Source organism: Mycolicibacterium hippocampi (assembly GCF_010723735.1).
GTDB lineage: Bacteria > Actinomycetota > Actinomycetes > Mycobacteriales > Mycobacteriaceae > Mycobacterium > Mycobacterium hippocampi.
In genome coordinates, this window is record NZ_BLLB01000002.1 from 4874351 (window position 1) to 4898770 (window position 24420).

The 24420-nt window shown below is 68.4% G+C and carries 22 protein-coding genes; 8 read left to right on the plus strand and 14 right to left on the minus strand.

Annotated features, from left to right (window positions below; translation table 11 throughout):
• Positions 1-38: 38 nt before the first annotated feature.
• The 9 genes from G6N53_RS24415 to clpS all read right to left on the minus strand — a co-directional run bounded on the left by G6N53_RS24415 (position 39) and on the right by clpS (position 6110).
• Positions 39-812: a cyclic nucleotide-degrading phosphodiesterase gene (locus tag G6N53_RS24415; protein WP_163893370.1), complete on the minus strand. Its 774-nt coding sequence runs from the start codon at positions 810-812 to the stop codon at positions 39-41.
• Positions 813-870: 58 nt separating this feature from the next.
• Positions 871-1704 carry a glutamate racemase gene (murI, locus tag G6N53_RS24420; protein ID WP_163893373.1) on the minus strand — a complete coding sequence of 278 codons (834 nt, stop codon included), beginning with the start codon at positions 1702-1704 and terminating at the stop codon, positions 871-873.
• The gene (locus G6N53_RS24425) at positions 1701-2387 is read right to left on the minus strand and encodes a rhomboid family intramembrane serine protease (RefSeq protein WP_163893376.1); all 687 of its coding nucleotides are present in this window, start codon (positions 2385-2387) and stop codon (positions 1701-1703) included. The genes murI and G6N53_RS24425 overlap by 4 nt, the downstream gene beginning before the upstream one ends.
• A 10-nt stretch (positions 2388-2397) precedes the next feature.
• On the minus strand, positions 2398-3360 hold the full coding sequence (locus G6N53_RS24430; RefSeq protein ID WP_163893380.1) for a cysteine synthase: 963 nt from the start codon (positions 3358-3360) through the stop codon (positions 2398-2400).
• 21 nt (positions 3361-3381) lie between these two features.
• Positions 3382-3666 (minus strand): MoaD/ThiS family protein, encoded by a 285-nt coding sequence (locus G6N53_RS24435; protein WP_163893382.1) that lies wholly within the window; start codon positions 3664-3666, stop codon positions 3382-3384.
• 9 nt (positions 3667-3675) lie between these two features.
• Complete coding sequence (locus G6N53_RS24440) at positions 3676-4092, minus strand: M67 family metallopeptidase (RefSeq protein ID WP_163893385.1); 417 nt, start codon at positions 4090-4092, stop codon at positions 3676-3678.
• Between the two features lie 10 nt (positions 4093-4102).
• A complete protein-coding gene (locus G6N53_RS24445) occupies positions 4103-5140 on the minus strand; it encodes a P1 family peptidase (protein ID WP_163893389.1) in 1038 nt (345 codons plus the stop codon).
• Between the two features lie 63 nt (positions 5141-5203).
• A complete protein-coding gene (gene aosR, locus G6N53_RS24450; protein WP_163893392.1) occupies positions 5204-5788 on the minus strand; it encodes an oxidative stress transcriptional regulator AosR in 585 nt (194 codons plus the stop codon).
• Positions 5789-5795: 7 nt separating this feature from the next.
• Entirely contained in the window at positions 5796-6110 is a 315-nt protein-coding gene (clpS, locus tag G6N53_RS24455) for an ATP-dependent Clp protease adapter ClpS (protein WP_159230728.1), read from the minus strand.
• 53 nt (positions 6111-6163) lie between these two features.
• Between clpS and G6N53_RS24460 the strand changes: the two genes are divergently transcribed.
• From G6N53_RS24460 to G6N53_RS24470, 3 genes are all read left to right on the plus strand, one after another.
• Positions 6164-7519 carry a nicotinate phosphoribosyltransferase gene (locus tag G6N53_RS24460; protein WP_371870862.1) on the plus strand — a complete coding sequence of 452 codons (1356 nt, stop codon included), beginning with the start codon at positions 6164-6166 and terminating at the stop codon, positions 7517-7519.
• 15 nt (positions 7520-7534) lie between these two features.
• On the plus strand, positions 7535-9535 hold the full coding sequence (locus G6N53_RS24465; protein WP_163893394.1) for an ATP-dependent DNA helicase: 2001 nt from the start codon (positions 7535-7537) through the stop codon (positions 9533-9535).
• A 115-nt stretch (positions 9536-9650) separates the two neighbouring features.
• Positions 9651-11120, plus strand: coding sequence for a neutral zinc metallopeptidase (locus G6N53_RS24470; RefSeq protein ID WP_163893397.1), 1470 nt, complete (start codon positions 9651-9653; stop codon positions 11118-11120).
• A 3-nt stretch (positions 11121-11123) separates the two neighbouring features.
• Here the strand turns inward: G6N53_RS24470 and glgP are convergent, their stop codons facing one another.
• Positions 11124-13757, minus strand: coding sequence for an alpha-glucan family phosphorylase (gene glgP, locus G6N53_RS24475; RefSeq protein WP_163893400.1), 2634 nt, complete (start codon positions 13755-13757; stop codon positions 11124-11126).
• A gap of 182 nt (positions 13758-13939) precedes the next feature.
• Here glgP and G6N53_RS24480 point away from each other — a divergent pair, with 182 nt between their 5' ends.
• Together G6N53_RS24480 and glgB are read left to right on the plus strand one after the other, a co-directional pair.
• The gene (locus G6N53_RS24480; RefSeq protein WP_163893403.1) at positions 13940-16027 is read left to right on the plus strand and encodes an alpha-1,4-glucan--maltose-1-phosphate maltosyltransferase; all 2088 of its coding nucleotides are present in this window, start codon (positions 13940-13942) and stop codon (positions 16025-16027) included.
• Between the two features lie 4 nt (positions 16028-16031).
• Positions 16032-18257 carry a 1,4-alpha-glucan branching protein GlgB gene (gene glgB, locus G6N53_RS24485; RefSeq protein WP_163893406.1) on the plus strand — a complete coding sequence of 742 codons (2226 nt, stop codon included), beginning with the start codon at positions 16032-16034 and terminating at the stop codon, positions 18255-18257.
• Here the strand turns inward: glgB and G6N53_RS24490 are convergent.
• Positions 18254-19459 carry a LuxR C-terminal-related transcriptional regulator gene (locus tag G6N53_RS24490; RefSeq protein ID WP_163893409.1) on the minus strand — a complete coding sequence of 402 codons (1206 nt, stop codon included), beginning with the start codon at positions 19457-19459 and terminating at the stop codon, positions 18254-18256. The genes glgB and G6N53_RS24490 overlap by 4 nt on opposite strands.
• Positions 19460-19576: 117 nt before the next feature.
• Between G6N53_RS24490 and G6N53_RS24495 the strand changes: the two genes are divergently transcribed.
• The gene (locus G6N53_RS24495; protein ID WP_163893412.1) at positions 19577-20845 is read left to right on the plus strand and encodes a cytochrome P450; all 1269 of its coding nucleotides are present in this window, start codon (positions 19577-19579) and stop codon (positions 20843-20845) included.
• Positions 20842-21243 carry a nuclear transport factor 2 family protein gene (locus G6N53_RS24500; RefSeq protein WP_205390450.1) on the plus strand — a complete coding sequence of 134 codons (402 nt, stop codon included), beginning with the start codon at positions 20842-20844 and terminating at the stop codon, positions 21241-21243. The genes G6N53_RS24495 and G6N53_RS24500 overlap by 4 nt, the downstream gene beginning before the upstream one ends.
• A gap of 9 nt (positions 21244-21252) precedes the next feature.
• Here the strand turns inward: G6N53_RS24500 and G6N53_RS24505 are convergent, their stop codons facing one another.
• Genes G6N53_RS24505 through G6N53_RS24515 form a run of 3 tightly spaced genes read right to left on the minus strand, consistent with a single transcriptional unit; the run spans position 21253 to position 23822 of the window.
• Positions 21253-22161 (minus strand): tetratricopeptide repeat protein, encoded by a 909-nt coding sequence (locus G6N53_RS24505; protein WP_205390451.1) that lies wholly within the window; start codon positions 22159-22161, stop codon positions 21253-21255.
• 13 nt (positions 22162-22174) lie between these two features.
• A complete protein-coding gene (locus tag G6N53_RS24510) occupies positions 22175-22570 on the minus strand; it encodes a DUF3817 domain-containing protein (RefSeq protein WP_205390452.1) in 396 nt (131 codons plus the stop codon).
• A 55-nt stretch (positions 22571-22625) separates the two neighbouring features.
• On the minus strand, positions 22626-23822 hold the full coding sequence (locus tag G6N53_RS24515) for an acetyl-CoA C-acetyltransferase (RefSeq protein WP_163893418.1): 1197 nt from the start codon (positions 23820-23822) through the stop codon (positions 22626-22628).
• A 103-nt stretch (positions 23823-23925) separates the two neighbouring features.
• Here G6N53_RS24515 and mce point away from each other — a divergent pair, with 103 nt between their 5' ends.
• Positions 23926-24405: a methylmalonyl-CoA epimerase gene (gene mce, locus G6N53_RS24520; protein WP_163893420.1), complete on the plus strand. Its 480-nt coding sequence runs from the start codon at positions 23926-23928 to the stop codon at positions 24403-24405.
• Positions 24406-24420 lie beyond the last annotated feature (15 nt).

Genomic DNA, 24420 nt, shown 5'->3' on the forward strand with positions numbered 1-24420 from the left:
AACCCTATCGGGTCACCCGACCCGCGCCGGGCCGCGGTTCAGGAGCGGGTGACCTCAAAAGACTCGTTGCACACCACGGCATGCACCGGACCGTCGAACTCCGCTTTGGCCTCGCTGATGACGTCCTCGCGCGACGTCCACGGCGGGATGTGGGTGAGCAGCAACTCGGACACGCCTGCCCGCGCGGCGGCCCGTCCGGCTTCCGTACCCGATAGGTGCAGCCTGGGCGGCCGCGACGGCGAATGAGTCCACGACGCTTCACAGAGGAAGACGTCGGCGCCGCGGGCCAGATCGATCAGGGCGTCGCAGTAACCGGTGTCGCCGCTGTAGACCATCGTGGCCCCGGACGGATCGGTGATGCGCATGCCGTAGGACTCGGTCGGATGACACACCAGCCTCGGCAGCACCGTCAGCGATCCGATCTGCACGGGCTGGTTGTCCACCCAGTGGCGGAGGTCGAAGATATCGCTGAAGTCGTCGATCTCGCCGCCCTCCGGCGAAGAGGCGGCACCCAGTCGCGCCCAGGTGTTGGCGGGTCCGTACACGATGCCCCGCTCAGGCGCCGGTGACGGATGGTAGCGGCGCCAGACGAAAAGCCCGGGCATGTCCAGACAGTGATCAGCGTGCAGATGGGAGAGCAACACATACACGGAGTTGGGGTCGGCGTGGCGTTGCAGCGCACCCAGCACCCCCCCGCCGAAGTCGAGGACCAGCGGCGGTGTGTCGGGCGCCGTCACCAGATATCCCGAGGCGGGCGAATCGGGGCCGACCACACTGCCGGAACAACCCAGTACGGTGATTCGCACGCCCACTAGCTTGCCATGCCCGCGATCTGCATGGCGAAAACATCGCCGCTTTCGGCGAGGAACGTCATGTTCGCGCGCCGAGGTGACGTTCGACCGGCCGGACCCCGTTCACCGACGGGCCCAGAAATCGTGCTGCCAGGGCGGTGAAAGCCTCGGGATCACCGGTAGCTTCGAAAAGCCGCAGCGCCCGGGGCGCCCCCGGCTCGGGATGCGGCTTGAGCAAGTCGTTCTCGGTGAGCACCCGCAGCAGATCCTTTGCTGTCTCCTCGGCGCTGGACACCAGGCTCACGTCGTCGCCCATCACCAACTGGATCAGGCCCGACAGCATCGGGTAGTGGGTGCAGCCGAGCACCAGCGTGTCCACCTCGGCGCGTTGCAACGGCTCCAGGTACCCCTCGGCCAGCCCCAGCACCTGTCGGCCGCTGGTCACCCCGCGTTCGACGAAGTCCACAAAACGCGGACACGCCACCCCGAACACCTCGATGTCGCGGGCCGCGGCGAACGCGTCCTGGTAGGTGCCCGAGGCGATGGTGGCAGCCGTGCCGATCACCCCGACGCGCCCGTTGCGGGTGGAGCGCACGGCCCGGCGCACCGCGGGCAGGATGACCTCGACCACCGGCACCGGCGCGTACCGCTCGCGGGCGTCGCGCAGGCAGGCCGAGGACGCGGTGTTGCACGCGATCACGAGCGCCTTGACGCCGCGGTCTGCGAGATGGTCACCGATGGCCAGGGCATGGGAGCGGATCTCCGGAACCGTCAGCGGGCCGTAAGGTCCGTTGCCGGTGTCCCCGACGTAGATGACGTCCTCATCGGGGAGTTGGTCGATGACCGCCCGCGCGACGGTCAGCCCCCCGACTCCGGAATCGAAGATCCCGATCGGGGCCTGCGGTGAGGTCATGTGTTCAGCGACGGCGGCCGCACCGGGCGCCGCAGCGCACGCGCCTTGCGTTCCGGCCCGGACAGCAGATAGGCGGCGAGCAGACCCGCCAGCGCCCCGCACAGATGGCCCTGCCACGAGACCCCGAACGTCCCGGGCAGCACGCCGAGCAGGATGCTGCCGTAGATGAACAGCACCACCACGCCGATGACGATCTCCCAGATGTTGCGGGTGAAGAACCCGAAAACGATCAGGAACGCCAGCCAGCCGAAGATCAGACCCGAGGCGCCGATGTGGTTGGTCTCGATCACCACGCCGTTGTAGACCGGTGCGCCGAAATTGCCGATCAGCCACGTGCCAAGCCCGCCGACGATCCAGATGATCGCGGTCGCGTACAGGAACCGGGACAGCCCGGCCAGCGTCACCAGGAACCCGAGCACCAGCGCCGGGCCGGTGTTGGCGATCAGGTGTTCCCAATTGGCGTGCAACAGCGGTGCCGTCAGGATGCCGGTCAGACCGTCGGTCTCCAGCGGCCGAATTCCGTTGTCGTCGAGCTGGTGCCCGGTCAACGCGTCGAAAAGCTCGATCACCCAGAGCAGGAACACGAACGAGACGATGGTGACGATCCCGACGACCCACGCCGGGCGTTTCTTCGGCTGCGCGGGCGGTCCGGCCATGCCCGGATAGCCGCCCGGCAGACTCATCGGCGAACCCTCAAGCCCATAGCTGCCCTTCCAGCGCGTCCTCTGCGTCATCCAGGCTACCGGCGTAGGCGCCGGTCGACAGATACTTCCACCCGGCGTCGCACACGGTGAACGCGATGTCGGCCCGCTCACCGGCCTTGACCGCCTTGGCGGCCATGCCGAGCGCGGCGTGCAGGATCGCGCCGGTGGAGATACCGGCGAAGATCCCCTCGGACTGCACCAGCTCGCGGGTGCGTCGCACCGCGTCATAGGAGCTGACGGCGAAGCGGGTGGTCAGCACGTCGGGGTCGTACAGCTCCGGGATGAAGCCCTCGTCGATGTTGCGCAGCGCGTAAACGCCCTCGCCGTAGCGCGGTTCGGCGGCGACGATCTGCACGCCGGGGACGTGCTCGCGCAGGTACCGGCCGGTGCCCATCAGCGTGCCGGTGGTACCGAGGCCCGCCACGAAGTGCGTGATCTCGGGCAGGTCGGCGAGCAACTCCGGGCCGGTGCCGTCGTAGTGTGCGGCGGCATTGGAGGGGTTACCGTACTGGTACAGCATCACCCACGAGGGATGTTCTGCCGCAAGCTCTTTGGCGTGCGCGACCGCGGTGTTGGAGCCACCTTCGGCCGGAGAGTAGATGATCCGGGCACCGTAGAGCTCCAACAGCTGACGACGCTCGATCGACGTGTTCTCCGGCATCACGCAGACCATCTGGTAGCCCTTGAGCAGCGCGGCCATCGCCAGGGAGATACCGGTGTTGCCGCTGGTCGGCTCCAGGATCGTGGCCCCGGGCTGCAACAGACCGCTGCGCTCGGCGTCGGTGATCATCCGCAACGCGGGGCGGTCCTTGATTGACCCGGTCGGGTTGCGGTCCTCGAGCTTGGCCCACAGCCGCACGTGTGGTGAGCCGGCCCAGGACGGCGAGATCCTCTGGAGCCCGACCAGCGGGGTACCCCCGAGCGCTTCGAGCAGCGAGTCGTACCTGGTCATGTCGCCGTCACCCCGACCATGTCAGCCACCGGCGACGGCGGGCAGGATCGTCACCGAGTCCCCGTCGGAGATCGCGGTGTCCAGGCCGCCGGAGAACCGGACGTCCTCGTCGTTGACGTAGATGTTGACGAACCGGTGCAGCTTCTCGCCGTCGACGATCCGCTCGGTGATCCCCGAATAGTTCGCCTCCAGATCGCTGATCACCGCGGCCAGCGTGTCGCCGGAGGCGCTGACGCGCTTCTCACCACCGGTGTGGGTGCGCAGAATGGTCGGGATCGAAACGGTGACGTTGGCTGAATCGGGCACAGGTTTCTCCTACTGGTACTGGTCGACGATCTTGACGGGCTCTTCGGTGACGACGCCGTCCACGATGCGGTAACTGCGCAACTCGTGCTCGTCGGGGTCACGGGTGGACACCAGCACGTAGTGGGCGTCGGGTTCGGCGGCGATCGCGACATCGGTCCGGCTCGGGTAGGCCTCGGTACCGGTGTGTGAGTGATAGATCACGATCGGCGCCTCGTCGGCCTCTTCCATCGCCTTCCACACCCGGAATTGCTCCATGGAATCGAACCGGTAGAACGTCGGCGAGCGCTCCGCGTTGAGCATCGCGATGAAGTTCTCCGGACGGTCGGACCCCTCGGGCCCGGAGATGACCCCGCAGGCCTCGTCGGGATGGTCGGCACGGGCATGGCTGACCATCGCGTCGACCAGGTCGGCACGGATCGTCAACACTGCGCCTCCTTCACGAGCTTCCTCTCATCCCGAACGCTCCCGGCAACAGGGAACGGTAGGTGGGTATTCCGGCGACCGACTCGGCGGCCAGCACTCCGACGAGCACCGCGCGGGCCAGACAGTCCGCGGCGGCTGCGCCGATCGCGGTGATCAGCGGCACTTCCGGGGACATCGACGCGGGGGTCGTCGGGTCCGGATCGACCTCTACCGCGCCGGTGGCCAATGCGAACACCGTATCGCCGTCGAGCGGGGTGTGGCACGGCAGGATGGTGCGCGCCAGCCCGTCATGCGCAGCAACCGCCATCCGGCGACAACCCGCCGGGCTGAGCGCGGCATCGGTGGCCACCACGGCGATCGTGGTGTTCAACGGGCTGAACTCGGCGCGCCGTTCGGCGTAGGCCGCCAGCTCGTCGGCCGGCGGCGGCACCAGCCCGAACTCCGCGATCTGATACGCCAGCCAGGGCAGCCCGGTGCCGCGGTCGACGACATCGCCGGCGGAGTTGACAACGACGAGCGCGCCGACGGTCACCCCGGAGTCGAGGGTCACCGAGGCGGTGCCCACGCCGCCCTTGAGCACCCCGGCCCGCGCCCCGACGCCCGCCCCGACGGTGCCCACCGCGACCTCGGTGCCCGCCCGTTGGGCCGCGAGATATCCGAACTCCGCGGTGGGCCTGCACCGCCAGCCCCCGACGGGAAGATCGAAGACCACCGCGGCCGGAACGATCGGCACCACGCCACCGTCCATCGCCACCCCGCGGTCGTGCTCCTCGAGCCAGGTCATCACGCCGTCGGCCGCGGCGAGCCCGAAGGCGCTGCCCCCGGAGAGCACCACACCGTCGACATGGCGCACCGAGTTGCTCGGGTCCAGCAGGTCGGTTTCGCGCGTCCCGGGCGCTCCCCCGCGACCGTCGACCGCGCCGACAGTGCCGGGAGGGGTCAGCACGACGGTCGTGCCGCTCGCCCAGCCGGAGCCGAGCTCTGCGTCGGAGTCGAGCATGTGGTGGTGACCGACGCGGATACCGCTGACATCGGTGATCGCGCCGACCACTAACGCTCTTCGTTCTTCGCGCAAGCGCTCATCAGCGTCTTCTGTTCTTCGCGCAAGCGCTCATCAGCGGCCCCCGTCGATCAGGCTCAGCACCAGATACTCCTGCAACACCGTCAGCCACTGGTACACGTCGAGGTGCCCGGCCATCGGATGGTCGGCGGGCAGCCGATCGGGCCCGTCGGCGCCGATGTCGAGCATCGTGCCCAACGCCAACCGCACGTCGTTGACAGCGGTGGCCCAGGCCTGCGCGTCGTCCTCGGTCAGTTCGAACTTCCCGCCGCCCGCCGGGACGGTGTCCAGCAGGCGTTGCGCCGCTTCACGTTTCGCGTCGATGATGGCCGGCTCGTGCAGGCCGCGCAGCGCGCTGTTGAGACTCTCCGCGGCACCGGACCCGGCAGGATGTTCGGTCGCCGGCCGATAGAAGTCCGGCAGCAGACGCTTCATCGTATCGTCTTCCGGCGGAACCGAATTGCCAGTTCGAATTCCGGTGATCTCGGCAAGCTCGTCGGTCGGAGCCGAGGACTGGCGATCCTCGAGCATTCCGAGCAGGGAGGTCACCAGGCTGCTCAACAACTCGGCTTCGTGTGCGGCCAGCGCCGACCGCAACCGCGGGCCGTCGGCGCCCTCGACCCGCTTCCACTTACGCACAATCTCCTCAGCGGTCCTGTTGCAGCGTCGCCCACAACCCGGCGGCGTGGAGCTTGGACACGTCGATCTCCATCGACTCCCGACTGCCCGCCGAGACCACCGCCTTGCCCTCGTTGTGGACCTGCAGCATCAGCTTGGTGGCATGCGGTTCGGAGTAGCCGAACAGCTTCTGCAACACATAGGTCACGTAGGTCATCAGATTCACCGGATCGTCCCAGACCAGCGTCACCCACGGGCTGTCGGGGGCGACCTCGTCCCGCGGGACGGTGGCGACGTCGCGTTCTTCGCGGGTTCCCGGACGGGCCTTCGCCGGCGTGACCATGCGCCCAAGAATACCGGGGCCACATCCGTGCGCCGAACCGATACGGTTGACGGGTGACTGGATCGCCCCCGGCCTCGTCTCCGGGTCTGCCGCTGGGGCTGCTGACCGACAAGTACGAACTGACGATGCTCGCCGCGGCATTGCAGGACGGTACCGCGCACCGGCGCGCCACGTTCGAGGTGTTCGCCCGGCGCCTTCCCGAAGGACGGCGCTACGGCGTCACCGCCGGTACCGCCAGACTCGTGGAAGCGTTGCAGGAGTTCAGGTTCGACGCACCCACGGTGAACTCACTGGACGACTTCCTAAACACCGACACCCTCGAGTACCTGGCAGGGTACCGGTTTCGGGGCGACATCGACGGCTACCCGGAGGGCGAGCTGTACTTCCCCGGGTCGCCGGTGCTGTCCGTTCACGGAACCTTCGCCGAATGCGTGCTCCTCGAGACGCTGACGCTGTCGATCTTCAACCACGACACCGCCGTCGCCTCGGCCGCTGCCCGCATGGTCGGCGCCGCCGACGGCCGCCCCCTGATCGAGATGGGCTCCCGGCGCACCCACGAACACGCCGCCGTCGCAGCGGCACGCGCGGCCTACCTCGCCGGATTCGCCGGATCGTCGAACTTGGAGGCCAAGCGCCGTTACGGGGTGCCGGCGCTCGGGACGAGCGCCCACGCCTTCACGCTGCTGTACACCACCGACGGCGAGGGGCAGTCGCCGTCGGACTGGGAGAAGGCGGCGTTCCGAGCCCAGGTCGCTGCACTGGGTGTCGAGACGACGCTGCTGGTGGACACCTACGACATCACCACCGGGGTCGCCAACGCCGTCGAGGTCGCGGGGCCCCGACTGGGGGCCGTCCGCATCGACTCCGGCGACCTCGGTGTACTGGCCCGTCAGGTACGCGAACAGCTCGACGGTCTCGGCGCCACCGAGACCCGGATCGTGGTCTCCGGCGACCTGGACGAGTTCGCCATCGCCGCACTTCGCGCCGAACCCGTCGACTCCTACGGTGTCGGCACGTCGGTGGTCACCGGATCGGGCGCCCCGACCGCCAACATGGTCTACAAGCTGGTCGAAGTCGACGACATCCCCGTCGAGAAACGCAGCAGCCACAAGGAATCTTACGGCGGGCGCAAATGCGCGGCCCGGGTGGCCAAGGGATCCGGGACCGTCGTCGAGGAAGTCGTGTACCCGGCCGACGAACCACCGCCCCCATCCCCGGGCCTGGTCTGGCGACAGCTGACGGCACCGCTGGTGCGCGGCGGGGAGCCGGTCGCCGACCTCGACGTGCACGCCGCGCGGGAACGCGTCGGCGAGGGTCTGCACAGCCTTCCGTGGGACGGTCTGAAGCTCTCCAAAGGAGACCCGGCGATTCCGACTCGGCTGATCGCGCCGACACGGCGCGGACGCTGAGAAACGGGGCTGCGGATGCCTGAGGTCACCGAGCTGCTGGCCCACGCTGTGGCCGCACTGGGCGGGACGGAACGCGCCGGGCAGATCGCCATGGCCGAGGCGGTGACCAATGCTTTCGCACGCGGTGAGCACCTCGCGGTACAGGCAGGCACCGGCACCGGCAAGTCGCTGGCCTACCTGGTGCCCGCGGTCGCGCACTCGCTGGCAGATCACCGCCCCGTGGTCGTGTCGACCGCGACCATCGCCCTGCAACGTCAGCTGGTCGACCGCGACCTGCCTCGACTCGCCGACTCGCTGGCCGGCTCACTGCCCCGCAGGCCGGAGTTCGCTCTTCTCAAGGGGCGGGGGAACTACCTGTGTCTCAACAAGATTCACAACGGCAGTCAAGCGGGCTCCGACGGCGCTCCGCCGGCACCGGAGGACCTACCGCAGGAGGAACTCTTCTCCCCCGTCGCGGCCAGCGCCCTGGGGCGCGACGTGGCGCGGCTGATCAAGTGGTCGTCGAGCACCGAGACCGGCGACCGTGACGAGCTGGCCCCCGGGGTCCCCGACCGGTCGTGGTCGCAGGTCAGCGTGTCGGCTCGGGAATGCATCGGGGTGTCCCGCTGCCCGTTCGGCACCGATTGTTTCGCCGAACGCGCCCGCGACCGGGCCGGCCACGCCGATATCGTCGTCACCAACCACGCCTTGCTGGCGATCGACGCGATCGGCGAGGCCAACGTCCTGCCCGAGCACGACCTGCTGATCGTCGACGAGGCCCACGAGTTGGTGGACCGGGTCACCGGCGTGGCGACCGCAGAGCTCTCGGCGGCGTCGTTGGGCATCGCGCAGCGCCGCGCGGCCCGGATAGTCGCCCCCGAACTCGCACAGCGGCTGGAGGGGGCGATCGCGACGTTCTCCTCGGCGCTGTTCGACGCCCGGCCGGGCCGCATCGACGTACTCGACGAGGAGCTGACGAATTACCTGACGGTGCTGCGGGACGCCGCGGCAGGGGCCAGGACCTCGATCGACACCGCACCCAATGACCCGAAGGCCGCCGCGGCGCGCGCCGAGGCGGCGACCGCGCTCTCCGACGTCGCCGACACCGCGTCCCGGGTCCTCAGCTCTTTTGTTCCCGCCATCCCCGACCGCTCCGACGTGGTGTGGATCGAGCAGACCGAGGATGCCCGCGCCGGTGCCCGCTCGACCCTGCGGGTGGCCCCGCTGTCGGTGGCAGGCCTGTTGCGCGCCAGCCTGTTCGGCCGTTCGACTGCGGTGCTGACGTCGGCCACGCTGACCGTCGGCGGCAACTTCGACGCGATGGCCTCGGCGTGGGGCCTCGATCGCGGCGACGAGGCCGAAGTCACGTGGCGGGGCATCGACGTGGGCTCCCCGTTCGACCACGCCAGATCGGGGATCCTCTACGTCGCGGCGCACCTGCCGCCGCCGGGGCGTGACGGCACCGGGTCGGCCGAGCAACTCGACGAGATCGAGTCGTTGATCGCCGCCGCCGGCGGACGCACACTCGGGCTGTTCTCCTCGATGCGGGCGGCCAAGGCCGCCGCCGAGATCATGCGGGACCGCCTGGACACCCCGGTGCTGTGCCAGGGTGAGGACACCACCTCGGCACTGGTGCAGCGCTTCGCGGACGACGAGCCGACCTCGCTGTTCGGCACGTTGTCGCTGTGGCAGGGCGTCGACGTCCCCGGCCCGTCACTGTCGCTCGTGCTGATCGACCGGATTCCGTTCCCCCGACCCGACGATCCGCTGCTGACCGCCCGGCAACGGGCGGTGGCCGCGCGGGGCGGCAACGGTTTCATGGCCGTGGCCGCCGGCCACGCCGCGCTGCTGCTCGCCCAAGGCGCCGGCCGACTGTTACGCCGGGTGGACGACCGCGGCGTGGTCGCCGTTCTGGACTCGCGGATGGTGACCGCGCGCTACAGCGGGTTCCTCCGCGCGTCCCTGCCACCGTTCTGGGCGACGACCGACGGGGAGTCGGTGCGCGCGGCGCTGCAGCGGCTGCGAGCACCGGCCTGAGCGTGGCCGAATCCGCCTGCGCCAGGTGCGGGCATCCGCCGATTCACTATCCTGACTGCAACGTTGCGGTGCGTGCCGCCCAGGCCGCGCAGTGACCATCGGGAGGCTGTCGTCCATGAGTCGATCCACGGGTCGGTACAGAAGGCGGCGTCACCTCGTCGGCGCCACGATCGCGACGTGCTCGGTGCTGCTCGGCAGCGCCTGCTCGACAACGCTGCAGGGCCAGGCGGTATCGGTGTTCGACGATCCGTTCAGCGTGGCCGGCATGCCGGCGACCGACGGGCCCACCGGCCTGCGGCCCAACGCCGAAGGGCCCACCCGGGACATCGAGGGCACCGACGGCGGCGAGATCGACCAACTGGCCGGAACCGCGATCAGTGACATCGAGCAGTACTGGGACGACGCCTACCCCGAGACGTTCGACGACGACTTCACCCCGGCGCGGGCCGTGGTCTCCTGGGATGCCGCCGGCTTCGACGCGGAGTTCTGCGGCGACAGCACCTACGGGCTGGTCAACGCCGGCTTCTGCTATCCCGACCGCACCCTGGGCTGGGACCGCGGCGAACTGCTGCCGTCCTTGCGGGCCGCGCACGGCGACATCGGTGTGGTGATGGTGCTCGCCCACGAGTACGGCCACGCCGTGGCGCGGCTGTCCGGCATGTCGAAGCGGGGCACCCCCACGTTGGTCAACGAGCAACAGGCGGACTGCCTGTCCGGCGCGTACATGCGCTGGGTGGCCGAAGACAACTCCCCGCGCTTCACGCTGAGCACCGGCGAAGGGCTCAACAACGTGCTGGCGGGCGTCATCTCGTTCCGGGATCCGCTGCTCAACGAGGGTGATCCCGATGCCGGATACGACGAGCACGGCTCGGCGTTCGAGCGGGTCTCGGCGTTTCAGTTCGGCTTCACCGACGGCCCGGCGGCCTGCGCGGCGATCGACCTGCGGGAGATCGGCCAGCGGCGTGGCGATCTCCCGGTGCTGCTGCCCGAGGACCAGACGGGCGAGCTCGCGGTGACCGAGGACTCGGTGCGCTCCATCATCGATGCGATGGGGGTCCTGTTCGAGCCCGCCGACCCCCCCGCACTGAGCTTCGACCCCGCCGACGCAGAGAACTGCGGCGATGTCAGGCCCAGCCCGCCGGCATCGTTCTGCCCCTCCAGGAACACCATCGTCGTCGACCTGCCGGGGCTCGAGATACTCGGCACCCAGGGCACCCCCCGCGATGGCAGCAACCTGGCCACCGGCGACAACATGGCCTATTCGGTGCTGGTGTCCCGTTACATGCTCGCTATCCAGCTCGAACACGGCGGAGTTGAGCTCGACACCGCCGCCGCCGCGTTGCGTACGGCCTGCCTGAGCGGGGTGGCGACGGTGAAGATGAGCAAGGAGGTCACCACCCCCGACGGCAACACCATCGCGCTGACCGCAGGCGACATCGACGAGGCGGTGTCGGGGATCCTGACCAACGGCCTGGTGGCCAGCGACGTCAACGGCGAGTCCGTGCCGTCCGGGTTCTCCCGGATCGATGCGTTCCGGGTCGGTGTTCTCGGCGACGCGCAGCGCTGCTTCAAGCGGTTCCGGTGACCGTCACGCGAGCGTGACCAGACCGAGTTCGTTGTCGGCGGCGAGCAGCCGGTGGTGCGGCAGCACCCGGACGGTGTAACCGACCGAACCGGTGATGGGCAGCGGTGTGGTCGCCGTGAACATCTCCTTGCCGCCGTCGACGGCTCCGGTGTGCCGCATCGGTACGGCGACGGGATCGACCAGGGCTTCGGCAGCGTCGACGCGGCCGAGCACCGCCTGCACCGACACCTCTTCGGGCTGCAGTCCGGCAAGGTCCACCTGCGCGGTCAGCGTGAGTTGCGAACCCAGCAACGGCGTGTCGGGCAGCCCGTAGCTGTCCACGTCGGTGATCTCGATCTGCGGCCAGGCCCGGTGGACGCGATGCCGGTACTGCGCGAGTTCGCGGGCAGCGCCGAACGGTGCGTCGAAATCGCCGGCGCTGGAACTGCCGGGTTCGATCGTCCGCCGTAGCGACCGGGCCGCCGGGATGTAGTACTTCTCGGTGTAGTCCTGCACCATCCGCGACGCCAGCACCTTGGGGCCGAGCACCTGCAGGGTGTGGCGGACCATCTCGACCCAACGTGTCGGGATCCCGCCTTCGTCCCGGTCGTAGAACTTGGGCGCCACCGTCTGCTCGAGCAGGTCGTAGAGGGCGGACGCCTCGATGTCGTCACGCCGGTCCTCGTCGGCCAGCCCGTCGGCGGTCGGAATCTCCCATCCGTTCTCGCCGTCGAACCACTCGTCCCACCACCCGTCCCGGATCGACAGGTTCAGCCCGCCGTTGAGCGCACTCTTCATCCCGGAGGTGCCGCACGCCTCGAGCGGCCGCAACGGGTTGTTCAGCCAGACATCACAGCCGTAGTACAGCTGCCGGGCCATCGACATGTCGTAGTCGGGAAGAAACGCGATGCGGTGACGCACTTGCGGGCGGTCGGCGAAGCGCACCACCTGTTGGATCAGCGCTTTGCCTCCCTCGTCGGCCGGATGCGCTTTACCCGCAACTATCAATTGGATCGGGCGTTTGTCGTCGAGGAGCAACTTCTCCAGCCGGTCCGGATCTCGCAGCATCAACGTCAGGCGCTTGTAGGTGGGCACCCGGCGGGCGAACCCGATGGTCAGTACCGCCGGATCGAAAGCCGTTGCAGTCCAACCCAGTTCGGCCTCCGCAGCGCCGCGCTCGAGCCAGGAACGCCGGATCCGGGCGCGTACGTCCTGGACCAGTGCCTCCCGCAACTGAGAACGTATCCACCACATGTGTCCGGGGTCGACCTTCTTGAGCCGCTCCCAGGTCTGCGGTTCGCGCAGCGAGCTCAGGTCGTCGCTGCCCAGCAACTCACGGCCCAGCTCCGTCCACTGCGGCGCGGCCCAGGTGGGCGCGTGCACACCGTTGGTGATCGAGCCGATCGGCACCTCCGCCTGGTCGAATCCGGGCCACAGGTCGTTGAACATCCCGCGGCTGACGTGCCCGTGCAACAGCGACACCCCGTTGGCGCGCTGAGCCAGCCGAAGACCCATGTGGGCCATGTTGAACTTGGTTGCGTCGTCTTCGTCGCCGAAGGCGACGATGCGGTCGACGGGCACACCGGGCAACAGTCGCGAACCCACCGCCCCCGGATCCGGCCCGAAGTAGCGTTCGACCAACTCGACCGGAAAACGGTCGATGCCGGCCGGAACCGGCGTGTGGGTGGTGAACACCGTCGACGCGCGGACGACGGTGAGCGCGGTGTCGAAGTCCAGCCCGGCCTCGATGAGCTCGCGAATGCGTTCCGCACCCAGGAAACCGGCGTGCCCCTCGTTCATGTGGAACACCTCGGGCGACGGCAGACCCTCGGCGGCGGTGAACGCCCGGATGGCCCGGACCCCGCCGATGCCGGCGAGGATCTCCTGCCGTATCCGGTGCTCCTGGTCGCCGCCGTAGAGCCGGTCGGTGACCCCGCGCAGGTCGTGTTCGTTCTCGGGGATGTCGGAATCGAGCAGCAGCAACGGAATTCGGCCTACCTGCGCGATCCAGATACGTGCGGCGAGCTGTGCATCGTCGGGCAGGGCCAACTCGATCAGGATCGCCTCGCCCGACGCGTCGACGAGCAGGCGCAGCGGCAGACCCTGCGGATCGAGCGACGGATAGCTCTCACGCTGCCACCCGTCGGCGGTCAACGACTGCCTGAAGTACCCCGACCGGTAGTGCAGCCCCACCGCGATCAGTGGAAGGCCCAGGTCCGAGGCCGACTTGAGGTGATCACCGGCGAGGATTCCCAGGCCGCCCGAGTAGTTCGGAAGCACCTCGGCGACGCCGAACTCCATCGAGAAGTAAGCGATGCCCTTGGGCAGCGCACCGTCGGCACCGCCGCCGGTCTCGGCGGCGAGCTGCTGATACCACAGCGGCCTGCTCAGATAGTCGTCGAGATCAGCGGCCAGGGCGTCGAGGCGCTGCACGAACGACTCGTCGCGGGCCAACTCGTCGACTCTCTCCGGGCCGACGTGACCGAGCATCGACACCGGATCGCAGCCGACCTGTTTCCACAGCGCGGGATCCATGGTTTCGAACAAATCCTGGGTCGGCTTGTCCCACGACCACCGCAGATTGCTGGAGAGCTGTTCGAGCGCGCGGAGCCGCTCAGGGAGGTGGGCGCGGACGGTGAACCGGCGGAGAGCTTTCACGCGAGCCAACCTTACTGACGTTGTGGCCCGCGCAGATCAGTTCGTAGGCGTCCGCTTCGGGCTCCGCGAGGTTGAGGTCCGCACTACGGTGGGTATAAGCGCCAGAGGGTCGAACAACCAGGCAGCGAACCAGACCAGACATCGACACGCGCGGCGCGCGCCGCACGGGCAAGGAGTGGCCAGTGACCGCCGGTCGGATCGAGATCGATGACGTTGCGCCCGTGGTATCCGGCGGACGGTTCCCGGCCAAGGCGGTCGTCGGCGAGGTGGTGCCGGTGACAGCGACGGTGTGGCGCGAAGGCCACGACGCAGTGTCCGCCACGCTGGTGGTGCGTTACCACGGGACGACCTATCCCCCGCTGGCCGACGAGCCACCCGGGCGGGTGCGGGCCCCTGAGCCGGTCCCGATCCAGGAACTGGTGAACGCGCCGCGGGTCCGCCCCGTCACCGTGCCGATGCTGCCGGGCAGCACACCAGATGTGTTCCACGGCCAGTTCAGTCCCGACGCCGTCGGCCTGTGGACCTACCGTGTCGACGGCTGGGGTGACCCGATCGCGACCTGGCGCCAGCATGTGATCGCCAAGCTGGACGCCGGCCAGAGTGAAGGCGAGTTGTCCAACGACCTGCTGGTGGGAGCCCGCCTGCTGGAACGCGCTGCGGCCGGGGTGCCGCGGCAGATGCGGTACCCGCTGATCGAAGCCGCGGAGCGGCTGCGCGAACCCGGCGACCCGTTCTGGCGCGCGGGCCCGGCACTGGCACCCGACGTGACCGACCTGCTCTACCAGTATCCGTTGCGCGAGCTGATCACGCGGGACGAGCAGCACGGGGTGTGGGTGGATCGGCCGTTGGCACGGTTCAGTTCGTGGTACGAGTTCTTCCCCCGGTCGACCGGTGGGTGGGACAGTTCGGGTAACCCCGTGCACGGCACGTTCGCCACCGCAACCAAGGCGTTGCCCCGAATCGCCCGGATGGGTTTCGACATCGCCTACCTGCCGCCGATCCATCCGATCGGGAAGGTGCACCGCAAAGGGCGCAACAACAGCGTCACCGCCGCGCCTGACGACGTCGGCTCGCCCTGGGCGATCGGCAGCGACGAGGGCGGGCACGATGCGGTGCACCCGGCGCTCGGCACCATCGAGGATTTCGACGAATTCGTCGCGGCCGCCCGCGACCACGGCCTGGAGGTGGCCCTCGACCTGGCGCTGCAATGCGCCCCCGACCACCCGTGGGCACAACAGCACCCGGAGTGGTTCACGGTGTTGCCGGACGGCACCATCGCCTACGCGGAGAACCCGCCGAAGAAGTACCAGGACATCTACCCCCTGAACTTCGACAACGACCCGGCCGGGTTGTACGAAGAAGTACTGCGGGTGGTGCGATACTGGATCTCTCACGGCGTCAAGGTCTTCCGCGTCGACAACCCGCACACCAAGCCGCCGAACTTCTGGGCGTGGCTGATCGGCGAGGTCAAGAACGAAGATCCCGACGTGCTGTTCCTCGCGGAGGCGTTCACCCGGCCGGCGCGGCTGTTCGGGCTGGCCAAGCTCGGGTTCACCCAGTCCTACACGTACTTCACGTGGCGTACCGCCAAGTGGGAGCTGACCGAATTCGGCCAGTCGATCGCCGAGCACGCCGACTACAGCCGTCAGAGCCTGTGGGTGAACACGCCCGACATCCTGCACGAGAGCCTGCAGCACGGCGGGCCGGGCATGTTCGCGATCCGCGCGGTGCTGGCGGCGACGATGAGTCCCACGTGGGGGGTGTACTCGGGCTTTGAACTCTTCGAGCACCGCGCGGTCCGTGAGGGCAGCGAGGAGTATCTCAATTCCGAGAAGTACGAACTGCGCCCCCGCGATTTCGACGCGGCGATGGCCGACGGCGAGTCCCTCGAACCGTTCTTGACCCGGCTCAACGAGGTCCGGCGCCTGCACCCCGCGCTGCAGCAGCTGCGCACCGTGACGTTCCACCACATCGACAACGACGCGCTGCTGGCCTACAGCAAGTTCGATCCGGAAACCGGGGATCAGGTGCTCGTGGTGGTCACCCTCAATCCGTTCGGCCCCGAGGAGGGCACGTTGTGGCTGGACATGGACGCGCTGGGAATGGAGCAGCAGGACCGCTTCTGGGTGCGCGACGAGATCACCGGAGATGAATATCACTGGGGTCAGGGCAACTACGTTCGCCTCGAACCCGCCCGGGCGGTGGCGCATGTGCTCAACATGCCCCAGCTGCCCGCCGACCGACGACTGACCCTTCTGCGTAGGGAGTGACGACATGACCAAAGCGTCCAACCTGACCAACCAGGTGCAGAGCCCGCATCTGCGACCGCACACCACCGACCTCAACCGCCTCCTGACCGGCGACCACCACGATCCGCACTCGGTGCTGGGCGCGCACGAGTACGGCGACCACACGGTCATCCGCGCCTATCGCCCGCACGCCGTGGCGGTCGACGCGGTGATCGGCGGCCGGCGGCACCGCTTCGAACACGTCGAATCGGGGCTGTTCGCCATTGCGCTGCCGTTCACCGATCTGATCGACTACCGCCTCGAGATCAGCTACGACAACGGCGGCGAGAAGCCGCACGTGCACGCGGTCGCCGACGCATACCGCTTCTTGCCCACGCTCGGCGAGATCGACCTGCACCTGTTCGCCGAAGGGCGCCACGAGCGGCTGTGGGAGATCCTGGGCGCGCACCCGCGCAGTTTCACCACTGCCGACGGCGTCGTCGAGGGTGTCTCGTTCGCGGTGTGGGCGCCCAACGCCAAGGGCGTCACCCTGATCGGGGAGTTCAACCACTGGGACGGCAACGAGGCGCAGATGCGCGCGCTGGGCTCCACCGGCGTGTGGGAACTGTTCTGGCCGGGGTTCCCGGTCGGCGGACTCTACAAGTTCAAGGTGCACGGCGCCGACGGCGTGGTCACCGAACGCGCCGACCCGATGGCGTTCGCCACCGAGGTGCCGCCGCAGACCGCGTCGCGCGTCACCCACAGCGAGTACACCTGGGCCGACGACGAGTGGATGGCCGGCCGCACGCTGCGCAACCCGGTGTTCGAGCCGATGAGCACCTACGAGGTTCATCTGGGCTCGTGGCGACCGGGGCTCAGCTACACCGAGTTGGCCGACCAGCTCACCGACTACGTGGTGGCACACGGATACACCCATGTGCAGATGCTTCCCGTCGCCGAGCATCCCTTCGGCGGCTCCTGGGGCTACCAGGTGACGTCCTACTACGCACCGTCCTCGCGGTTCGGCACACCCGACGAGTTCCGTCATCTCGTGGACACGCTGCACCAGGCCGGCATCGGGGTTCTCGTCGACTGGGTGCCCGCCCACTTCCCGAAGGACGCGTGGGCGCTGGGCCGGTTCGACGGAACCGCGCTCTACGAGCACGCCGATCCGCGCCGCGGCGAGCAGTTGGACTGGGGCACCTATGTCTTCGACTTCGGCCGGGCGGAGGTTCGCAACTTCCTGGTCGCCAACGCGTTGTACTGGCTGCAGGAGTACCACATCGACGGGCTGCGGGTGGACGCCGTCGCGTCGATGCTCTACCTGGACTACTCACGGCCCGAGGGCGGTTGGACACCGAACGTCCACGGTGGCCGCGAGAACCTCGAAGCAGTGCAGTTCCTGCAGGAGATGAACGCCACCGTCCACAAGATCAACCCGGGAATCGTCACCATCGCCGAGGAGTCCACGTCGTGGCCGGGCGTCACCCGCCCGACGAACCTCGGCGGGCTGGGCTTTTCGATGAAGTGGAACATGGGCTGGATGAACGACACGCTGGAGTTCATCAAGCGCGACCCGATCCACCGCAGCTACCACCACCACGAGTTGACGTTCTCGCTGCTCTACGCGTTCAGCGAGAACTTCGTGCTGCCCATCAGTCACGACGAGGTGGTGCACGGCAAGGGCACGCTGTGGGACCGGATGCCCGGAAACGACCACATGAAGGCTGCCGGTATCCGCAGCCTGCTCGCCTACCAGTGGGCACACCCCGGCAAGCAGTTGCTCTTCATGGGACAGGAGTTCGGCCAGCGTGCCGAGTGGTCCGAAGAGCGCGGGGTCGACTGGTTCCAGCTGGACGAAAACGGTTTCTCGGACGGGATCCTGCGGATGCTGGGCGACGCCAACAGCGTCTATCGCCGCAGCCGTGCCCTGTGGTCACGCGACTCCTCGCCCGAGGGCTACTCCTGGATCGACGCCAACGACTCGGCCAGTAACGTGCTGAGCTTCCTGCGGTTCGGCGACGACGGCTCGATGATGGCGTGCGTGTTCAACTTCTCGGGTGCCGAACACCCGCGGTACCGGCTCGGCCTGCCCCACACCGGCTCCTGGCGCGAGGTGCTCAACACCGACTCCGACTCCTACCACGGATCGGGCATCGGCAACTACGGCGCGGTCGAGGCGACCGACGAGCCGTGGCACGGTCGGCCGGCGTCGGCTGTCATGACGCTGCCCCCGCTCTCGGCGCTGTGGTTCGAACCGGTCGTCGGTTAGAGCCAACCCGCGTCCGGCACGCTGGCCAGCCTCACGTAGGTGGAAGCCGCCTCGGCCCGGTTCGTCGCGCGAAGTTTGCGCAACACCCGCTTGACGTGGGATTTCACCGTCCCCGTCGAGATGACCAGGTCGCCGGCGATCTGCTGGTTGGTGCGCCCTGCCGCCATCAGCCGTAACACCTCGACCTCGCGACGGGTCAGGACCGCCCGGATGGACTCCGGTTCGACCAGCGAGCGCGCTGCCGAACTCTGCTCCGGGGGTTCCACCTTCCGCAGGTCCAGGTCGGCATCCTGCAACGCTCGGGCTGCGGCTTCGGCGGTCGCCAGGGCGTTCCGCACGTCGGCCTGCTGGCGACGCATCCGCTCCATCAACACCGTGCGCTCGAACGCGTACCCGAAGCCCTCGGCGAAGGCCCACACGGTGTCACGATCTATGTCGTCCACGGTTTGACCGGAGTACAGGCGGTCGGCGTGCAGGAAGCCGATGACCTGGCCGGTGGGCATCACCGGGGCGGCGACGTAGGACCTGGTCAGTGAGAAGTCGATGATCGGCCGGTTGACCCGGGGATCGGTGGTCGCGTCGCGGACGATCGCAGGCGCCCGCTTCCGGATCATCTCGGTCTCGAGCAACATGTGATCCAGCGGAGGGGCCACCGACTGCGCGAATGCCACCATCTTCTCGGCCCCCGCGCTGTCGTCGCCGAAATAGGCGGCCTCCATCACCATCCGACCGTCGTGGACGCGGAACAACACCGCTCGGTCGAAACCGCACGATTCGACCAGTTCCCGGGGCGCCCGGTCGACGATCTCGGCGACCCCGTCGACCGCGCGCAGCTTGCTCAATCCGTCCTGCACCCGCAGCAGCGCCCGGCCGCGCCGGTGGGCGCCGTCCTCGATCAGTTCACGCTCGAGCAGCGACAGATCCAGCACCGACTCCAGCGCGGCCAGGGCTTCGTCATCGCCGTGGCCCTCCAGCGCGCACCGCACGACGGCGGCCGCCGCGTCGACGGCCTCGGCCACTGCCTGCGCCGGCATGTCCCCGGCGTCGCAGTGGATCAGCCCCTGTTCGCGCGCCTCCTGGATGCGACGGGACACGGCGGTGGCGCGCTCCGGGCGCGACGCCCATCCGGGGTGGCCGTCGTCGGCCAGCGCGGTCGGTGCGGGCACGCCGGAGGCATCGGTAGCCAGGTCGGTGATCGCCATCGTCCGCCGATCGTCTCACCGCTTGCGGGGCCTGGGAGGTGAATCCGCCCGGACGGGAGAACAAGTGCGTCCCATCGGGGGATCGACCAGGCCGACGTCGCGGATCAGGCTTCAACCATGACCTTCACCCGCGGCGATTCCGCGATCACCGGTTCTGCCCTCGACCTGCTCACCACCCCGGAGGGGATAGCCAACCCGTACCCCCTCTACGACACCCTGAGGGCCGCGTCGCCGGTTGCCGGCTATCGCGACTGGCCGCCGGGCACCGTGCCGGGAGCCGACGAGCCGGTCACCGCCTGGGCGTTGTTCCGCTACGAACAGATTTTCGCCGCGGCCCGTGACCCCGAGACGTTCTCCTCTCGCGATCCGATTCAGGAAGCTTCGTCGGCGCCGAGCCTGATGCTGGTGAACACCGACGCTCCCCGACACACTATCGAGCGCAAGCTGGTCAGTCAGGCGTTCTCACCGCGACGGGTGAAGCGACTCGACAGCTGGCTCGGCGAACTGGCCCCCCATCTGCTGGCCGAGTTCGACGGCGACGCCGCGGAGACGGTGGTCGATGTGATGGATTTCGCCGCCGAGGTCCCGACCCGGGCGATGGTCCGGCTACTCGGCCTGCCCCAGGGTGATCACGTCCGCTTCAAACGGTGGGCCAATGCATTCATGTTGTCGTCGGATCTGACACCCGAGCAACGGATCGCCAGCAACGAGGAGATGGTTGCAGCGTTCGCCTCACGGTTGGTCGAACACACCGGCCACCTGGCCGAACGCCCACCCAGTGGCGGCATCGAAGAGGCCGAGGACCTGATCTCGGCACTGTTGCGCGCCGAGGTCGACGGTGACCGCTTGACGCCCGAGGAGATCGTCCGGTTCTGCGTGACGCTGGTCGTGGCGGGCAGCGAGACGACCACCTACCTGATCGGCAACCTGCTGCACGCGCTCGCCCGGGAACCGGAGATCGCCGAACGGGTACGCGCAGACCGCTCGCTGGTGCCGGTGTTCATCGAGGAGACGATGCGGGTGGACGGGCCGCCCCAGCGACTGTTCCGGATCGCCACTCGCGACGTGCAGATCGACGGTGCCGACATCCGCAGCGGCGACTGGGTGGCGTTGTTCTTCGGCGCGGCCAACCGGGATCCCGACGTGTTCACCGACCCGGAGAAGATCGATCTGGACCGCCCGAACATCCGCCAGCAGCTCTCGCTCGGCCATGGTGTGCACTTCTGCCTCGGCGCCCCCCTGGCCCGGTTGGAGGTGACCGCGGTACTCAACGCCGTCCTCGACCGTTATCGGGGCATCGCCCTGACCGATGACCCCGGCGACAAGCAGACAGCGAGCCTGCTCACCCACGGATTCGTCCGGCTGCCGATCCGGCTGACCCGATGAGCCGGCGCAACATCGACGCGACCGCGGCGATCTACGCCGCCATCCCGGCCGGTGATCTCGATGGCGCCCTCGTGCACCTGGACCCCGAGATACGGATCACCTACTACGGGACCCCGGCGATCCCGTATGCGGGCGACTACCGGGGCATCGACGAGGCGTTGACCTTCTTCTCCAGGGTGGGCACCGCAATCGAGATCGTCGAGATGCAGGCGTGGAAGTTCATCTCCGAGGGAGACGACCTCGCGGCATGGGGACGGCAACGGTTCCGGCGACGCGACACCGGCCGCGAATGGGAATCGGAGTTCGCCCACATCATCACGCTGCGTGACGGCCGGTGGCTGCACTTCCGGGACTTCATGAACTCCGCTCTGACGCATCTCGCGTTCAGCGAAGGCTGACCGGGCCGGTCAGTACAGAGCGTTGGCGAGGTTGCGCCGACCTGCGATCACCTCGGGATCGGCGGGGTCGAACAGCTCGAACAGTTCGATTAGCCGCGTCCGGACCTTCGTGCGCTCGTCACCCGAGGTGCGCTTGACCAGTCCGGTCAACCGCTGGAACGCCGCTGCGATGTTCTGCTGCAGGACCTCGACGTCGGCGGCGGCGAACGCCGCCTCGATGTCGTCCGGTGACGCGTCGGCGACCGCGACGGCGTCCCGCGGGTGCGCGGTGGCCCGCTGCAGGAAACCGATCTGACGCACCGCGCCGTTGGCCTCGGCGTGGTTCGGATTGCCTTCGAGGATCTGCTGGTAGGCGGTCAGGGCGGCGTCGAAGTCCCCGTTGTCGAGGTGCGTTCGAGCCTGTTCGACCACCGGGTCGACCTGCTCGGCCTGCTCGGCGTCAGCTGCGCCGGTCAGCTTTCCGGCCGTGGCGTCCAGCAGCGAATCGATCCAGCGCCGCAGCTGATCGGGGGGCTGCATGCCCTGGAAGCTCGACATCGGTTGGCCGGCGGCCAGCGCGACGACGGTGGGTACCGCCTGCACGCCGAACATCTGGGCCACCCGCGGCACGGTGTCGACGTTGACCGTGGCCAACGCCCACTTGGGGCCGTCGGCGGCGGCGAGGCCGGCCAGCGCTTCACCGAGCTGGACGCTCGTGTCGCTGCGCGGCGACCAGAGCACCACCACCACGGGCACCTCGTTGGAGCGAACCAGCACCTCGGCTTCCAGATTGGCCTCGGTGATTTCCACTCCGCCGGGCTTGCCGGGGGAGGCACCCGACGGCGTGCCCTCATTGGGGGCGGTGGCCCGCTGTTTGAGTGCCGACAGATCAACGGCGCCCGCCATGGCAGGCGCGATCGGGGGTCGAGGACGAGTCACGAGATCAAGTCTGTCACGTTGTTTCCGGTACCGACCGCCCTGGTTGCCCACCGGCGGGCACCACGCTCGCGGTTGCCGAGGACGGGTCCATCCGACCCGTCCGATCAGCCCATATGAGGAAAATCACACTGCCCAACGGCACGATGCTGCCCAGCAACGCCAGCAACCATGTGCCGATCCCCCACTTGTGGGCGAGACCGACCAGCACGGCCGCCACCACGAAGGCGACGAAGACCCCACCGTGCACGGGTCCGAACACCTTCACCCCGACCTCGGTCTGCGGGGAGCCCAGGTACTTGAAGTACATGCCGATCAGCAGTCCGACCCAGCTGACCGCTTCAGCCAAGGCGATCAGCCGGAACCATCCCGCGACACTGCGAACGTCGAATGCGCTTGTCATGGCCACCATTGTGCCGGAATCCCCGCCCAGCTACTACGTTGCGTCGTTGATCAGCCCGCGCGGCTCAGGGGCGCCGCAGGATCAGAGCATCACCCTGGCCGCCGGCGCCGCACAGCGCTGCCACCGCATACCCCGGCCGTCCACCTGCACCGCCCCGGCGCGCCAACTCCAGCGCGGCATGCAGCGCGATTCTGGCGCCCGACATCCCGATCGGATGGCCGATGGCGATGGCCCCGCCGTTGGTGTTCACCCGCTCGGGGTCGACTCCCAGCTCCTTGGTGGAGGCCAGCGCGACGGCGGAGAAGGCCTCGTTGATCTCGATGACATCGAGGTCGTCGAGACTGATGCCTTCCTTGGCCACCGCCTTGCGGATTGCGTTGGCGGGCTGGCTCTGCAGTGTCGAATCCGGTCCGGCGACGACGCCGTGAGCACCGATCTCGCACAGCCAGGTCAGCCCGAGTTCCTCGGCTTTCGCTTTGTTCATCACCACGACCGCGCATGCGCCGTCGGAGATCTGGGAGGCAGATCCGGCGGTGATGGTGCCGTCCTTGCGGAACGCGGGCCGCAGACCTGCCAGCGACTGGGCCGTGGTGTCGGCGCGGATGCCCTCGTCCTCGGTGAATTCAACCGGATCACCCTTGCGCTGCGGGATCTTCACCGGCACCACCTCGTCGGCGAAGACGCCGTCTTTCCAGGCCCTGGCGGCTTTCTGATGCGATGCCGCGGCGAATTCGTCCTGCTCCGCGCGGGTGAACTGATCCACGTCGTTGCGCTGCTCGGTCAACGCCCCCATGGGCTGGTCGGTGAAGACGTCGTGCAGACCGTCGTAGGCGAGGTGATCGAGCGCGGTGACATCGCCGTATTTGTAGCCGGACCGGCTGTTCATCAGCAGATGCGGCGCCTGGGTCATCGACTCCTGACCGCCGGCGACGACGACGTCGAACTCCCCGGCACGGATCAGTTGGTCGGCCAGCGCGATGGCGTCGATGCCCGACAGACACATCTTGTTGATGGTCAGCGAGGGCACATCCCAGCCGATTCCGCCGGCCACGGCCGCCTGACGGGCCGGCATCTGCCCGGCGCCCGCGGTCAGCACCTGCCCCATGATCACGTACTGCACCGCCGAGGCCGGGAGACCTGCCTTCTCGAGGGCACCCGCGATGGCGACCCCACCGAGATCACTGCCGGAGAAATCCTTCAGCGAACCCATCAGCTTGCCGACCGGCGTGCGGGCTCCAGCAACAATCACAGACGTCGTCATGCGTACCTCCAGGCAGGTTTCGAGCGGCTCAGAAACGGCTAGTTCAGGCTATACATCCGGCCCGACCTATTCGAAACCGATGTCGTTAGGTTACCTTTGCGATATGACCGCCGAGCAGACTGACGCCCGTCCTGTGCTGGCCACCGCGCTGGTCACCGCCATCGACCACGTCGGCATCGCCGTGCCCGACCTGGACGTTGCCATCAAGTGGTATCACGATCATCTGGGCATGATCGTGCTCCACGAAGAGGTCAACGAAGACCAGGGTGTGCGCGAAGCGATGTTGTCGGTGCGGGGCGCCCCGCTGGGCAGCGCCCAGGTGCAACTGATGGCCCCCATCGACGACACCTGCACGATCGCCAAGTTCATCGACAAGCGTGGCCCGGGCCTGCAGCAGCTGGCCTACCGCGTCAGCGACATCGACGCGCTGACCGCTCGGCTGCGCGAGCAGGGTGTGCGGTTGCTCTATGACGCCCCGCGGCGCGGCACCGCCAGCTCGCGGATCAACTTCATCCACCCCAAGGATGCGGGTGGCGTTCTCATCGAGCTCGTCGAGCCGGCGGCCGCCGAGGACGATCACTAGACCTCCACCAGACCC

What these genes read in the sequence shown, in the direction of transcription:
- murI (WP_163893373.1), bottom strand. Translation starts at nt 1,704, where the DNA reads ATGACCTCACCGCAGGCCCCGATCGGGATCTTCGATTCCGGAGTCGGG.
- G6N53_RS24425 (WP_163893376.1), bottom strand. Translation starts at nt 2,387, where the DNA reads ATGAGTCTGCCGGGCGGCTATCCGGGCATGGCCGGACCGCCCGCGCAG.
- G6N53_RS24430 (WP_163893380.1), bottom strand. Translation starts at nt 3,360, where the DNA reads ATGACCAGGTACGACTCGCTGCTCGAAGCGCTCGGGGGTACCCCGCTG.
- clpS (WP_159230728.1), bottom strand. Translation starts at nt 6,110, where the DNA reads ATGGTCACGCCGGCGAAGGCCCGTCCGGGAACCCGCGAAGAACGCGAC.
- G6N53_RS24465 (WP_163893394.1), top strand. Translation starts at nt 7,535, where the DNA reads ATGCCTGAGGTCACCGAGCTGCTGGCCCACGCTGTGGCCGCACTGGGC.
- G6N53_RS24470 (WP_163893397.1), top strand. Translation starts at nt 9,651, where the DNA reads ATGAGTCGATCCACGGGTCGGTACAGAAGGCGGCGTCACCTCGTCGGC.
- glgB (WP_163893406.1), top strand. Translation starts at nt 16,032, where the DNA reads ATGACCAAAGCGTCCAACCTGACCAACCAGGTGCAGAGCCCGCATCTG.
- G6N53_RS24490 (WP_163893409.1), bottom strand. Translation starts at nt 19,459, where the DNA reads ATGGCGATCACCGACCTGGCTACCGATGCCTCCGGCGTGCCCGCACCG.
- G6N53_RS24495 (WP_163893412.1), top strand. Translation starts at nt 19,577, where the DNA reads ATGACCTTCACCCGCGGCGATTCCGCGATCACCGGTTCTGCCCTCGAC.
- G6N53_RS24500 (WP_205390450.1), top strand. Translation starts at nt 20,842, where the DNA reads ATGAGCCGGCGCAACATCGACGCGACCGCGGCGATCTACGCCGCCATC.
- G6N53_RS24510 (WP_205390452.1), bottom strand. Translation starts at nt 22,570, where the DNA reads ATGGTGGCCATGACAAGCGCATTCGACGTTCGCAGTGTCGCGGGATGG.
- G6N53_RS24515 (WP_163893418.1), bottom strand. Translation starts at nt 23,822, where the DNA reads ATGACGACGTCTGTGATTGTTGCTGGAGCCCGCACGCCGGTCGGCAAG.
- mce (WP_163893420.1), top strand. Translation starts at nt 23,926, where the DNA reads ATGACCGCCGAGCAGACTGACGCCCGTCCTGTGCTGGCCACCGCGCTG.